This window comes from Centipeda infelix ATCC 43532, assembly GCF_000234095.1.
GTDB lineage: Bacteria > Bacillota > Negativicutes > Selenomonadales > Selenomonadaceae > Centipeda > Centipeda infelix.
Genome location: NZ_JH376797.1, coordinates 38,595 through 52,584 on the forward strand (window position 1 = coordinate 38,595; position 13,990 = coordinate 52,584).

At 57.8% G+C, this 13,990-nt stretch carries 12 protein-coding genes, 1 tRNA gene and 1 pseudogene; 9 read left to right on the top strand and 5 right to left on the bottom strand.

What is annotated here, in order from left to right; all coding sequences use genetic code 11:
• Window positions 1-2 precede the first annotated feature (2 nt).
• Together trpC and HMPREF9334_RS00205 are read right to left on the bottom strand one after the other, a co-directional pair.
• Window positions 3-779 (bottom strand): annotated as a pseudogene (gene trpC / locus HMPREF9334_RS12355) (indole-3-glycerol phosphate synthase TrpC); the annotation flags it as partial.
• Between the two features lie 116 nt (window positions 780-895).
• A complete protein-coding gene (locus HMPREF9334_RS00205; protein WP_006691493.1) occupies window positions 896-1,507 on the bottom strand; it encodes a phosphoribosylanthranilate isomerase in 612 nt (203 codons plus the stop codon).
• A gap of 115 nt (window positions 1,508-1,622) precedes the next feature.
• Here HMPREF9334_RS00205 and HMPREF9334_RS00210 point away from each other — a divergent pair.
• The 9 genes from HMPREF9334_RS00210 (at window position 1,623) to HMPREF9334_RS00250 (ending at window position 9,663) form a co-directional block, all read left to right on the top strand.
• A tRNA-Arg gene (locus tag HMPREF9334_RS00210) sits at window positions 1,623-1,697 on the top strand.
• A 125-nt stretch (window positions 1,698-1,822) separates the two neighbouring features.
• Window positions 1,823-4,492, top strand: a complete 2,670-nt coding sequence (locus HMPREF9334_RS00215; protein WP_006691494.1) for an acetate and sugar kinases/Hsc70/actin family protein — start codon at window positions 1,823-1,825, stop codon at window positions 4,490-4,492.
• Between the two features lie 26 nt (window positions 4,493-4,518).
• Entirely contained in the window at window positions 4,519-4,812 is a 294-nt protein-coding gene (locus tag HMPREF9334_RS00220; RefSeq protein ID WP_006691495.1) for a late competence development ComFB family protein, read from the top strand.
• Between the two features lie 158 nt (window positions 4,813-4,970).
• The gene (cysE, locus tag HMPREF9334_RS00225) at window positions 4,971-5,690 is read left to right on the top strand and encodes a serine O-acetyltransferase (protein WP_039957043.1); all 720 of its coding nucleotides are present in this window, start codon (window positions 4,971-4,973) and stop codon (window positions 5,688-5,690) included.
• Window positions 5,691-5,699: 9 nt separating this feature from the next.
• A complete protein-coding gene (gene cysS, locus HMPREF9334_RS00230) occupies window positions 5,700-7,127 on the top strand; it encodes a cysteine--tRNA ligase (RefSeq protein ID WP_006691497.1) in 1,428 nt (475 codons plus the stop codon).
• 6 nt (window positions 7,128-7,133) lie between these two features.
• Window positions 7,134-7,631, top strand: coding sequence for a Mini-ribonuclease 3 (locus tag HMPREF9334_RS00235; RefSeq protein ID WP_006691498.1), 498 nt, complete (start codon window positions 7,134-7,136; stop codon window positions 7,629-7,631).
• Window positions 7,621-8,259, top strand: coding sequence for an FAD-dependent thymidylate synthase (gene thyX / locus HMPREF9334_RS00240; protein ID WP_006691499.1), 639 nt, complete (start codon window positions 7,621-7,623; stop codon window positions 8,257-8,259). Before HMPREF9334_RS00235 ends, thyX begins: the two co-directional genes overlap by 11 nt.
• Window positions 8,260-8,273: 14 nt before the next feature.
• Complete coding sequence (gene rlmB, locus HMPREF9334_RS00245; protein WP_006691500.1) at window positions 8,274-9,137, top strand: 23S rRNA (guanosine(2251)-2'-O)-methyltransferase RlmB; 864 nt, start codon at window positions 8,274-8,276, stop codon at window positions 9,135-9,137.
• Window positions 9,130-9,663 carry an NYN domain-containing protein gene (locus HMPREF9334_RS00250; protein ID WP_006691501.1) on the top strand — a complete coding sequence of 178 codons (534 nt, stop codon included), beginning with the start codon at window positions 9,130-9,132 and terminating at the stop codon, window positions 9,661-9,663. The genes rlmB and HMPREF9334_RS00250 overlap by 8 nt, the downstream gene beginning before the upstream one ends.
• Window positions 9,664-9,720: 57 nt before the next feature.
• Here HMPREF9334_RS00250 and HMPREF9334_RS00255 read toward each other — a convergent pair whose 3' ends face one another.
• From HMPREF9334_RS00255 to trkA, 3 genes are read right to left on the bottom strand one after another with little or no spacing between them, the layout of a single operon-like run.
• A complete protein-coding gene (locus tag HMPREF9334_RS00255) occupies window positions 9,721-11,169 on the bottom strand; it encodes a TrkH family potassium uptake protein (RefSeq protein ID WP_006691502.1) in 1,449 nt (482 codons plus the stop codon).
• 6 nt (window positions 11,170-11,175) lie between these two features.
• A complete protein-coding gene (locus HMPREF9334_RS00260) occupies window positions 11,176-12,615 on the bottom strand; it encodes a TrkH family potassium uptake protein (RefSeq protein ID WP_006691503.1) in 1,440 nt (479 codons plus the stop codon).
• Window positions 12,615-13,964 (bottom strand): Trk system potassium transporter TrkA, encoded by a 1,350-nt coding sequence (gene trkA / locus HMPREF9334_RS00265; RefSeq protein ID WP_006691504.1) that lies wholly within the window; start codon window positions 13,962-13,964, stop codon window positions 12,615-12,617. Before trkA ends, HMPREF9334_RS00260 begins: the two co-directional genes overlap by 1 nt.
• Between the last annotated feature and the right edge of the window lie 26 nt (window positions 13,965-13,990).

A 13,990-nucleotide genomic window follows, 5' to 3' on the forward strand; every position in this document is an offset into this window, starting at 1 on the left:
CATTGCTCCTTTATATTTACCAATTCTCTTGCAAATACACCCACATCTGCCGCCCGCACAAGCCCCTCGCCCACGAGCACACCCTTGCAGCCCGCCGCATGGACGCGCAGAGCATCCGCACGTGTGAAAATGCCACTCTCGCTGATAATCGTGCGCTTCATATCTGCATACGGCAGGAGGTCGAGCGTCGTCTGAACGCTCGTCTCGAACGTCACAAGATTGCGGTTGTTGATGCCGATGAACTCCGCTGGTGTCTGCTGTGCAATCGCGAGATCGGCGCGGTCATGCACCTCTACGAGAGCATCCATGCCGAGACTCCATGTGAGGTAGAGCAGCTCCTTCAGCTGCTCGGGTGTCAGGATGCGCACGATGAGGAGAACCGCATCCGCACCGAGTGCACGCGCCTCGTAGACCTGATATGGGTCGATGATGAAGTCCTTGCGCAGGAGCGGCGTATCCACACGCGCACGCACCGCCGCAAAGTCCTCATTGCTCCCAAGAAAATGCGGGTCGGTATGCACGGACAGCACCGCTGCCCCTGCTGCCGTATAGATGTCGGCAAGTTCTGTGACACTGTGCACGGTCGTCAGCCGCCCCTTTGCGGGCGACTGTAATTTGCACTCTGCTATGAGACCCCAGCCTCGCCATCGGAAGTGCTCCGCCATGCGGAACGTACCGCATGGGAGATTTTCTTTCAGTTCATCGAGCGGGCGGCGTTTCTTTGCATCCGCTACGATGGCGCGCTTCTTTTCGACAATTTCGGCTAATATATCGCGCATACTGCACCTCCTTCGGGCCTCTATAATATTCTGCGTCATGCGACGTATTCCCCCATTCTAGTGGAGGACATCGCATTTGTCAAATGCGATGATGGCAAGCTACTCCAAAGCAAACCCTAGTGGAAGTTTCGTACCACTTCCATAAAGACTCTGATTTTTTCCTCGGACTTCCCTCCGTCCTTCTCAAGTCCGCCCGATACATCCACGCCGAACGGTTGAAAGATTGCAGCGACTTCTCCGACATTCTCCGCCGTGATACCGCCCGCAATCAGCACGGGCTTCGTCACGCGTGCGATCTCCCGTGCCGCCTCCTGCCAGTGGAATGTCGTTCCCGTACCGCCCGCTGCTCCCTGCACATAGCTGTCCACAAGGATCATCTCGGCAGGGTACGCGTTCGCCGCATCCGCATCGAAATCATTCCCGTAGCGATATGCCTTGATCACAGGATACTGCGATTCCTTCGCCATCTCCGCCGTCTCATGCCCGTGCAGCTGCACATAGTCCAGACCCACGAGGCCGGCAATCGCATTCACATCCGACATCGGTGCATCCACAAAGACACCGACTTTCTTTACGTGACGCAGTGTGCGTGCAATCTCCCGTGCAGCCTCGGGTGCGATATAGCGCCGACTGCTTTCCGCAAAGATAAAGCCGATATAGTCCGCCCCTGCTTCCTCCGCTGCACAGGCCGCCGTGATCGTCCTCATTCCGCACATCTTCACACGCATAGCATCGCCTCCCGTTCGTATTCCATCATCTTAGGGACAGACCCGCCGTTTGTCAACTTCTAAAAAACTATTGACAAAAGCCCCATTTTGGTGTATCTATTTGAAATAGTGTTGCGCGCTCGTAGTCCAGTGGATAGGACGTTAGCCTCCGGAGCTGAAAGCGTGGGTTCGACTCCCGCCGAGCGCACCATTTGCAATTTTGTCCTGCGGATGTTCCGTAGGACTTTTTATTATGTGTATCGAAAAAGGATTTTGATTGACCGTGCAGAATATTTACTCTAAGAGAATTTAACTTTTTCGTTAGGAGATGAATGAATGGCGCGAAAAGAGGTGCAGACAGCGGTGCGGCCGGTGCTCATGCGCAGCTTGCATTTGAAAAAGAATGCCTTTCGGCAGTTTTTTTATGAGAGCTCGCTTCGATTCGGACAGCAGATCGGAAGGGATATCGCGGAGCTCAAGGATGAGACAGCATCCATTGTCAATAAAAAGTATATGTTCTCGCTCGCGACGGAGAAGAGCGGAGCGCAGAGCTTTCTGAAGTGGATTGCAGACGAGTTCAATGCGGAGGATGTCTCCCATGAGCAGGAGGAGCGTCTGCGCCGCTTCGTGGCGGAGTATCCGAAGATCCGTTCCTACATCCGCATCGAGGAGGATCAGCTGCTCTTTGACCACAACCGCTTTGCCGAGGATGTGGTGGCGGGGCGGTTCAAAGAGACGATCTTCGGAATGACGTTTGATATCCAGAGTGTAATCGAGACGGCGATCAATACTGGGTCGGTTGCCCTTGATTTCTCCATTGAGCCGTTTAAGAAAGAGCTGCTCTACGTCGATTACGTACGCGCAAACATTCAGCCGTATGCAGAGCGTCTGCTGACGGATATGAGCCTCGGGCACTGGGATCTCTATGAGGAACTGACGGAGGAGGGCCGTGAGGACAGCGTCTGCCTGCGTCTGCCATCGACGGATTTCCTCGTGGCACGACCGCCGCAGATGGATGTCATCATGAACGGCACCTGTGCAATCGACTTCGGTACGCGCAGTACCGTTGTGGTCTGCCGCGACCGTGAGGCACGTCTCCTGCGCATTGGCAAGGGCGACTACGAGAACGAGCCGACGCTGCAGGATTACGAGAATCCGACGGCGATCGAGCTGATTGACATCGAGAAGTTCAAGCAGCTCTACCGTGCGCGTGAGGGGCGGCCGCTGACAGAGTGGTCGCAGGTCACGGCGTCGCATCAGGCGGCGGACGCGATTTTCGAGCGGCAGTCCACGGAGGGCATTGCCGTGTACTACTCCGTGTTCAGCGAGCTCAAACGCTGGACGCGCGATACGGCGAACTCACCAATCCTGAAGGATCGGCGCGGCTACATCCAAGAGGTCAAGCCGTACGCGGAGACGCAGCCGCTCGATGCGGGCGGGTTCGACCCGATCGAGATCTATGCCTACTATCTCGGTCTCTACATCAACAATATGCACCGCAACATCTACTTGGACTATATCCTGTCCTTCCCCGTGGGCTATGAGAAGAGCGTGCGGGAGCACATCCGTATGAGTTTCGAGCGGGGGCTTCGGAAGACACTGCCGAAAGCGCTGCTCGATGATGCGGAGATGATGCGTCGCTTCCGCGTGTACGACGGTGCGAATGAACCCGCAGCGTATGCGATCAGTGCCCTTGAGGCTTACGGGCTCGAGCCGAAGCGCGTGGGTGAGGAGGTCGCCTACGGGGTCTTTGACTTCGGCGGCGGCACGACGGACTTTGACTTCGGCGTGGAATACGTACCCGAAAACGGGCGGCGCAAGTTCGTGATCGAACAGTTCGGCTTTGGCAGCGATATGTATCTTGGCGGCGAGAACATCCTCGAGCTCCTTGCCTACGAGGTGTTCAAGGACAACCTCGCGGAGATGCGTACGCATAAGATCACGTTTGCACTGCCGCCCGAGGGGGAGACGTTCGCAGGGGCGGAGGCTCTCGTGCGCGAGACACGCGATGCCGCATCTCATCTGAACAACAAGATTCTCGCCGAGCGTCTGCGCCCCTTCTGGGAGCGTGGTGCAGGCTATGAGGAGTTTGCGGCGGGGGATAGCTTCGATACGAAGATCACACTGTTCTCGTCGGAAAAGACGGGGAATGCGGGCAACCGTGCCGAGATTCGTCTGCACATCGATGTGCGTAAACTCGAGCGCACCCTTGAGGATCGCATTCGACGCGGTGTCGAGAACTTCTTCCAGGCGATGGCGACCGCGTTCAAGGGACGTGATGTGCGTCAGATCCACATCTTCCTCGCGGGAAACTCGTGCAAGGCTCCGATGGTTCGCAAGCTCTTCGACGAGTATATTGCGCGTCAGATCAAGGCGCTGCATACCGTGCAGTCTGCCTCGGCGGAGAAGCCGGAGGCTGCAGGCGGGAAAAAGACGGATGCAGCGCCTAAGGGGGCACAGGCGCAGAGCAAGGATGCGCCGTTTCTCCTCTATCTGCCGCTCGGCATGGAGGATAGAGAGCAGGGCGCAAAGGTCCTGCATGATGGCTTTGATCGCCTGCGCACGGGCAAGACGGGCGTTGCATTCGGACTTCTCCGCTGCCGCAAGGGCGGGAAGGATGTCAAGATCATTAACAAGAATGTGGATGAGCATGACGAACTTCTCTTCCCGTATTTTCTCGGCAGCTTGAACGAGCGCGGCTGCTTCAAGGTGGACATCGATGCGCGTGTCGACTACGGCGTGTGGACGTATTTCACCTATGCGGACGAGGATGAGTTTGAGCTCTACTATACGCAGGAGCCACGTGCGCTGAAAGGCGCTATGAAGGCCGCTGAGGTGCGTATGGTGCGCTGCATGATCGATGCGGATGACGTGAACGACGACGATGCCGTCGGTGTCTACATCCGCAAGAAGTCCCCGAATACGATTGAATACACTGTTGCCTCGGAGAAGAGCCTTGGGGCAAAGAGCTACAAGGGCACGATCTACACTGTGCGTTTGGGGTGAATCGTACATCGGAAAGGAGCGCCGTGATGCAACACTTACCGTTTAAGAACTACATGGAGGATGCTGTCGCGCATATGCTGAAACGCCTTGCGCCGCAGTATCCCGAGATCTGTATGTGCGACCGCTGCCGCACGGATATGATGATGATTGCGCTGAACAATCTCCCGCCGCGCTACGTCTCCACGCACAAGGGGGACGTGCTTAAACGCGCCGAGGGCATGGAGCTCCAATACGAGGTGGAGGTCTTGACCGAGACCATGCGTGCAATGCAGATTGTTGGCGGACAGCCGCATCACGGACGCAACGAAGAGGGCATCTGATTCATTGCGTATTTGAAACACCCGCAGATAAAATTTGTCAAGCGGGTGTTTTTTTGCTAAAATAAAGGAGAAATCAAAGGCGATCTGCGCGTCGGCGTCTCTGAAGAGGCGCGGGCGCATTTCTTTTGTTGTCTGTGTGCGATGGAGAGGAAGCTATTATGTTCGCGAGGCTAAGGCGTGATATCCGCGTTGTCTTTGAGCGCGATCCTGCGGCGCGGAGCACGATTGAGGTCTTGCTCTGTTACGGTGGTCTGCACGCGATCTGGCTGCACCGCATAGCGCATGCACTCTATGTGCGTGGTTGGGTGCTGATCCCGCGCCTAATCTCCAACTTCGGGCGATTTCTAACAGGCATCGAGATCCATCCCGGCGCAAAGATCGGCGAAGGACTCTTCATCGACCACGGCACGGGCATCGTCATTGGTGAGACGGCGGAGCTTGGGCGCAACGTCACGCTCTATCAGGGCGTGACGCTTGGCGGTACGGGGAAGGAGAAGGGCAAGCGTCATCCGACGCTCGGCAGTAATGTTGTTGTCGCCTCGGGGGCGAAGGTGCTCGGCTCGTTCACTGTAGGTGACCATGCGAAGATTGGCGCGGGCTCTGTTGTGCTGCGACCCGTGCCGGCCCATGCGACCGTGGTCGGCATCCCGGGGCGCATTGTCATGATGAACGGGCAGCGCGTTCGTACGGAGGCGGATTTTCTGCGGGCGCGGGAGCTCTCGCTCGAATGTGACGAGAGCGCAGAGGAGCTTGCACGCGAGCTGGACGTCGATCTCGATCACGATATGCTGCCCGATCCAGAGGCGGAGATGATCGAGCAGCTGCGGCAGGAGATCGACGTGCTGAAAGCCCGTCTCTCAGCGTTGGAACAAAAATAGGGGGTTATCATGCTTACCGTTTACAATACAATGACGCGAAAAAAAGAAGAATTCCACCCGTTGCGGGAGGGGGAGGTCAGCATCTACTGCTGCGGTGTGACACCGTACAACGATCCACACATCGGAAATGCACGCCCCTTTGTCACATGGGATGTCATTCGCCGCTATCTTGCACGCAAGGGCTACAAGGTACGCTACATCCAGAACTTCACAGATGTGGACGATAAGATCATAAACGCCGCCAACCGCGAGGGCGTGACGTGGAAGGAGATCTCCGACCGCTACATCGCAGCGTACTTCAAGGCGATGGATGCGCTGAATGTGCGCCGGGCCGACGTGTTCCCACGCGTCTCCGAGACGATGGCGGACATACAGCGTATGATCGAGACGCTGATTGCACGCGGCTATGCGTACGTGACGGAGGCGGGGGATGTCTACTACCGCGTAGAGGCGTTCGATCACTATGGCTGCCTCAGCGGGCGCAGTCTCGACGATATGGAGGCGGGTGCACGCGTCGAGGTCAACGCAGCGAAGGAACACCCGATGGACTTCGCCCTCTGGAAGGCGGCAAAGCCCGGCGAACCCTCGTGGGAGAGTCCGTGGGGGAAGGGCCGTCCCGGCTGGCACATCGAGTGCTCGGCGATGTCCGTGAAATACCTCGGCGATGTCTTTGACTTCCACGGCGGCGGCAACGATCTCATCTTCCCGCACCACGAGAACGAGATTGCACAGGCAGAGCCGTGCATTGACGGCGACGAGAAGTTTGCGCGTTATTGGCTGCACAATGGATTTATCACGATCGACAACGAAAAGATGTCGAAGTCGAAGAACAATTTCTTTACGGTGAAGGATATCCTCAAGGAGTTCCCGGGGGAAGTCATCCGCTTCTTCATCCTACAGACACATTACCGCAGCCCACTTGACTTCAGCGACGAGCGGCTGCATGAGGCACAGACGGCACTCGACCGTCTGCGCAACGCGAATGCAGTCATTGCAGAGCTCTCGGAGCGTGCAGGCACGGCGGACACGGCGGCAGGGCTGGCTGCACAGGCAGAGACGTTCCTGCACGACTTCGATGCGGCAATGGACGACGACTTCAACACGGCACTCGCTATCAGTCAGATGTTTGGGCTTGCCAAGGAGATCAACCGCTACCATCAGGAGATCGAGCGCGGCGCTGCATTTGATGCGGCGAACTTTGGTCGGGCGGCGGATGCCTATCATGCGATGGCGGTGATCATCGGCATCTTTGAGCAGGAGGAAGCGACGGCGGACGATGGGCTCACGGATGCGCTGATGGAGCTCATCATCGGGATTCGGCAGGAGGCGCGTGCGGCGAAGAACTGGGCGGTTGCGGACAAGATTCGCGATGGGCTCAAGGAGGCGGGCGTCGTGCTTGAGGATACGCCGACGGGCGTGCGCTGGAAAAGGGCTTGAACGCGCATGAAGTTTGAACGGTTCCAACAGCTTGTACGCATGATGTTCCTGCCCGATGAGACGGGCAATATCCGCACACGTTACGAGAATGTCGATGCGTCAAACGTACATCCGCTTGTTCTCGCATACGTAGGCGATGCCTACTTTCACCTCTATGTGCGGATGCGTCTGCTCTCCTACGAGCAGACGCAGGTACAGGCACTTCATTCGTTCAGTGCACAGATTGTTTCGGCGGCGTGGCAGGCACGTGCCTATCGGGGCATTTCGCCCATGCTCACGGAGGAGGAGCAGACGATCTATCGGCGTGCACGCAACACGAAAAGTCATGCGCCGCGCAGTGCATCCGTTGCGGACTACCACGCGAGCACGGGCTTTGAGGCATTGCTCGGTAGTCTCTACATCCGTGAGGAGCACGAGCGTCTTGAGGAACTCACAGAGGCAGCATTTCAGATCATCGCAAAAGAGATGATGAGTATTCAGCAGGAGCAAATACATGGAAATTAAACTGATCTCAAAGACACCGAACTATCTAAAGACCTGCTGGACGGCAGCGCGGACGTGCTACAGTGCAGACTCTCCGATCGAACTCCTAACGGAGGAAAAGACGGACGAGGAGATGCTGCGTCTCTTGGAGCGCATTATGACGAGCAAGCACCTCTCGGTGGTCGAGCACTGCTCCATGACGTTTGCTGTCAAGGATGTCTCGCGTACGCTGCTTGCACAGTACAGTCGTCATCGCATCGGTGTTTCCCTGAGTGTGCAGAGTCAGCGTTATGTTTCCGAGCAGTCCGGAAAGCAGGCGGACGGACTTTTTGGTCATGTCGTTCCGCAGACTGTTTCAGAGAACGAGGCAGCGTACACGCGCTATATGGCGTGTATGCGTGAGATTCAGCAGGCGTATGACGATCTGCTTGCCATGGGGGTTGCAAAGCAGGATGTACGATTCGTCCTGCCGGGCGGTGCGTGTACGAATTTTGTCACGACGCTTAACCTGCGTTCCTTTATGGATGTGTACGAGAAGCGTGTTCTGACCCCGGGTGCACAGTGGGAGATCAAGGAGATGATGCTCCGTATGCGCGACCTCCTTGTCGCGACGGAGCCGTGGCTCGAACGTTTTATCCCGCGCGGGTGAGGCAGGGGGACGAAATGAAAGCGAAGGAACAACGCGCGGACAGGCGGACAGAAAAACGCGGTGAAAAACACGCCGAGAAGCACGGCGAGAAAATTGCAGAGACGCGCACGGCGGAGCAGCCTACGCATATTCTTGCCGGCCGTCATGCGATTGTCGAGGCAATCAAGGCGGGGCGCGGTATCAACCGCATTCTGCTCGCGGACGGTCTGCATGGCGGAGCCGTGTATGAGCTGCGCGATCTTGCGCGTGCGCACGGCATTACTGTAGATACCGTTGGACGAGCAAAACTGGATGCCGTCGTTCCTGATGGGGTGCGCCATCAGGGAGCGATCGCCTATGTCGCGCCCGTCGCCTATGTCGCCGTCGAGGAGATCATTGCTGCGGCACGGGAGCGCGGCGAGGAGCCGCTGCTGCTCCTCCTCGACGGCATCGAGGATCCGCAGAACCTCGGTGCACTGCTGCGCACGGCGGATGCGGCTGGCGTGCACGGGATTCTCCTGCCGCGCCGACACAGCGTTCCCCTGACGGAGACGGTTGCACGCGTCTCGGCGGGGGCACTTGAGTACGTCCCCGTTGCCCGCATTGGCAACGTTGCGCAGACCATGCGTGCGCTCAAGGAACAGGGCTTTTGGATTGCGGGTGCGGACATGGCGGGGGAGGAGACCTATGACCGGGCGAACCTCACGGGAGCCCTCGTGCTCGTCATTGGCAGCGAGGGGCACGGCATGAGCCGGCTCACGCGCGACCTCTGCGACTTTACCGTGCGTCTGCCGATGCACGGCAAGATCAATTCGCTCAATGCCTCGGTCGCGGGGGCGATTCTCATGTATGAGGCACTGCGTCAGCGCACGGCGAAGGCTGCGGTGCAGCATGGCTAGACAGCGTGCGTGCGCGTACTATCTCGTCGACGGCTACAACGTCATCAACGCATGGCCGGAACTCATGCGTCTGCGTGGCAATCTCGACGAGGCACGCGATGTCCTCGTGCATATCCTCACGGAGTACGGCGCGTTCGAGAACTACGAGATGACGGTGGTGTTCGATGCGTTCTTTACCGAGGACGAGGAGCACGAGCTGCAGATCACCGATCGTATGCGGGTTATCTACACGGGCGCGGGTGAGACGGCGGACAGCTGCATTGAGCGCCTTGCGTATATGGCGGTGCGTGTGGGACGCGAGGTGTATGTTGTCACTTCTGACGGTGCGGAGCAGAGCGTCATTCTTGGTGCGGGGGCGTACCGCATCACCTCGCCTGAGCTGCGCCGTTCGGTGAAGAAGGCAAAAAAACAGATGAAAGCGGAGTACATGAATCCGCACATCCAGCCGCTCGCCCGCAGCGAACTGCATGAGAGAATTGACCGCGACACGCTTGCGCGCCTTGAGGAACTGCGGCGCAGGAAATAGGAAGCGAAAAGCCTCTTTGAGCCACAAATGGCTCAAAGAGGCTTTTCGTGTGCCGATTTACCACCGCTTTGTCTTGCGCCAGAACGAGGGGCGCAGGAGGATGAGCAGCGTGAATATTTCAAGTCTGCCAAGCAGCATGGAGAGACAGAGGACCGCCTTTACAAAGTCCGAGAGTGGTGCATAGGTGGAGGTTGCGCTCACAATGCCGAATGCGGGACCGATGTTGCCGAGCGTTGTGATGGCGACGGCGACCGCATCGAACGGGAGCAGACCGTCCATGGTGAGGAGGAATGCTGTTACAAAGATGATCGTGAGGTAGAGAAAGAAGAACGTCCCTGTACGCAGGAGCATCGCACTGTCCACATGCGCACCACTGAGCGAGATATCAACAACACGGTGCGGATTTAGCTTCTGGAGGATCACGGCGCGTGCATTGCGAACCAGGAGGATGATACGTGCAACCTTGATGCCGCTCGCAGTAGAGCCTGCGCAGCCGCCAATCATCATAAGAAGGAGCAACAGCAGCTTTGAGAACGTTGGCCACGTCTCGAAGTCTGCCGAGACAAAGCCCGTCGTCGAGAGGGAGGTCACCTGGAATACGGCGACGCGTGCGGCAGAGCCGACGTTCAGCCCCATTTCTACAATGAGGTTCAGTGCAACGAGCAGCATCGCGACGAGAATTATGCAAAGGTAGGTGCGGAACTCCGTGTTGCGGAGAATGACGAACGGTCCCTTGACCCATGCGCGGTAGTAGAGGGAGAAACTGCCGCCTGCGAGAAACATGAAGAGGGCAGTCCACAGCTCGAACGCAAGACTATGAAAGTGCATCGTGCTGTCATCGTATGTCGAGAAGCCGCACGTCCCGATGGTTGACATCGCGTGCGTGATTGCAATGCTGAAATCTACGCCGCAGAGCATAAAGATGACCGTTGTAAACGCCGTAAATATAAGGTAGATTTTGAAGAGCGCCATGGTCATATCACGCAGCCGCGGCATGACGCGATCCATCGTCGGTCCCGCGCCCTCGGCGTTATACATATAGATTGTACTTGCACCGGACTGCGGGAGGAGCGCGATGAAGATGACGATGATGCCAAGACCGCCGATCCATGCCGTCATCATCCGCCAGAACAGGATGCTGTAGGGGAGATTCCCGAGCGAGGAAAAGACGGTCGCTCCCGTCCCCGTGAAGCCCGAAATACTTTCAAAGAGCGCGTCGAGAAAGCCGAGGTAATTGCCGAGGAGATAGGGGAGCATTCCGAGAAATGTCCCTGTGAACCACCCGAACGCCGTAATGGCAATGCCTTCGCGTGCCGTTAGTTCCTCGGCTGGTTTTCCATAGCGGCGGAATCCGACCCCGAGGAATGCACTGACGAGGACCGACAGCATGAACGCCTCGCGGCTCGGCTCATCCCCATAGACGGCGAGTGCCAGTGGAATCGTAAGAGCTGCCGCCATTGCAAAGGAGAGGCGTGAGAGAATGTAGTTGACCGTATAGATATTCATAGTGTTCTACCACTTATGCCCTGTATCCTCGAAGAGTGAGCCGAGGAAGAGGAAGAATGCAAAGAGTTCGATGCGCCCGAGGATCATCAGCAGACTGCATATGATCTTCGTCCATGCGGGCAGCATCGCAGCCGTATCGAGATCCGTGAGCGAGGCGACACCGCCTGTTGTCGTGAGACACGAGACCGTCAGTGCAATCGTCTTGATGGGGCTGAGACCCGCGAGGGCGATGAGGAGGCTGCTGAGGGAGAAGACAGCGGCGGTGATGAATGCGAGTACGAGAATTCGCCCCGCAGAGTGCAGGGGAACGATTTCGCCGCCCTGTCGTACGGCGAATACCATGTGCGGATGGAGCGTACGCAGGAGTTCCGTCCGAGCGAGGGAGAAGAGCACAAGCACGCGCGATATGCGAAATCCGCCCGCCGCCGACCCCATGCAGCCGCCGATGATCGCAAGCAGGATGAGCAGCAGCTCAGAGCCGTTGTGAAACGGGATCTCCTCCTGCAACATGAGCCCGTTTGTCGAAAGAAAAGAGATGGCGTAAAAAAAACCGTAACTGAGTGCGCCCGTGAGCGTTTGTGTGCCGTGCAGGATCGGAGGCACAGAGAGTAATGCACCCGCACCGAGAAAGAGTACGAAGAACGCACGCAGCTCCATGTGACGTGTGAGTGCCGTCTCTGCCCTGCGGTGCAGCATTTGCCGAAGCGTGAGGAGTGGAAGTGCGGAGAGCAGAGCGACGAACCCTGCTCCGAACATGAGCAGCGGCTTGGGCGAAAGACCACCCGTCATTGGTCCCGCGCCCGAGGAGATTGTAAAGAGTGCGAGGATAAATGCGGGAAAGACCTCGTCGCCCGCCGCGAGATAGATCAGGACGGAAATGCCTGTGATTGCGATGTAGAGCATCGTCATTTCGCGCATGGGACGCGTCATGCGATTCCAGAGCGGGCTGAATAGGCGTTCCTGACGCACGCTGAAATCCATGCCGAAACATCCACCGACGACAGGCAGCACAGATACGAGAATGACGATAAAGAGCAGCCCCCCAAACCAGCTCATCAGCCCCCGCCAGAGGATGAGGGTGGGAGGGAGCGTATCCCCAAGTGCCGTCATGCCCGTCGTCGTAAGCGCGGAGATACACTCGAAGAATGTGTCTACGGGCGAGAGATGCAGCCCTGCCAGATGGAACGGCAGCATACCGAGCACGGCAAGCAGAAACCAGACGGCGAGGAGGAAGAGCGCACCCTCCTGTACCGAGAGCTGGCGCATATGGCTGCGTCCCATATTGCCGAACACCATGCCGAGGATGGCGGTCAGCACGCCGAGGGCGAGAAATGACCCCGCAAGCGGATCCCCGAACGCGAAGCCGTAGCCGAACGGGATGAGATAGAGCGGCGCAAAGACGTACGCCGTGCGCCCCATGAGCACCCAGAACAAATCAAAACGCATCAGTCGTCTCCAAAATAGGCAAGCGCCTTCTTTGCGAAACTTTTGAGGACAAAGAGGATGACGCGGTCACCCGGCTGGAGCTCTGTCATGCCATTGGGGATCGCTGCTGCCTCCTCGCGCACGTAGGCGCAGACCAGACATTCGCGCGGGAGATTCGCATTCATCAGCTTCTTGCCGACAACGGGAGCACCGGCACTGACAATCACCTCGAGTGCTTCGGCACGTGCGCCCTCCAAGAGCGTCACACGCGTCACATCGCCGCCGCGCGCGTAGGCAAGCACCTCGCTCGCCGAGAGCAGACGCGCCGAGAGTGCGATGTTGACACCGACCTTCTCCATAAGGTCGATGTACTCATTGCGGTCGACGCGCACAACCGTCTTGATCTTGTTGTTGGAAAGATGGCGGGCGAGGAGCGCCAGCATCAGGTTCAGCTTGTCATCCTCCGTCAGGCAGACAATGACATCCGCCTCGGCGACACCCTCCTCTGTGAGAAGGTCGATATCCGTGCCATCCCCGCAGATTGCAAGACCCGTGGTCAGCTTCTCTGCGAGCAGTTCGCAGCGCTCACGATTTCGGTCGATTACCTTTACCTGTACGTCCTGTCGCTCCAGCAGGAGTGCGAGCGCACGCCCTGTCCGCCCCGCTCCGATGATGGCGGCGCGTTTCAGCTTGTGCGTATCGCTCGGAACGAGGCTTTGGCTGAACTCCTCAATGCGTTCGGGCAGCCCTATGAAGTAGGCATTGTCCCCGGGGAGGAACATATCGTCGCCATGTGGAATAATCATGCGATGGTCGCGGAAGATCAGCCCTGCAAGTACGCCGTGCGGCAGTGTCAGCTCCTTGAGCGGTTTGCGGGCGATGGCGGAGCGGCGGCGGATGCGCGTCTCAAACAGGCGCACCTTGCCCTGCGCAAAGTCCTCCACGTTGAGTGCGGCGGGGGTCATGAGAATGCGAGAGATTTCGTTTGCCGTGATGAGCTCCGGGTTGAGCATGAGATCAATATCAAAATTTTCTTTGAGATACTGTCCTGCCTGTACCGTAACATTCATATCGCGGATGCGTGCGATTGTGTGTGTGATGCCGTGCTTCTTCGCGAGTACGCAGGCGACAATGTTCACCTCGTCGCTCTCCGTCACGGCGATGAGGATATCCGCGCTCTTGATGTCGGGATCGTTCATCGTGAGCGGACTTGCGATGTTCGCTTCGATTGTCAGCACGTCGAGCGTTGTTTTTGCCGCTTCGAGCTGGCTCTCCTCGCCGTCTACCACCACGACATCCATGCCCTCCTCCGAAAGAAGTGCTGCGATGCTGTAGCCCAGCCGTCCCGCTCCCGCAATTACAATACGCACAATGAGCCCCTCCTGCGTTACCAATT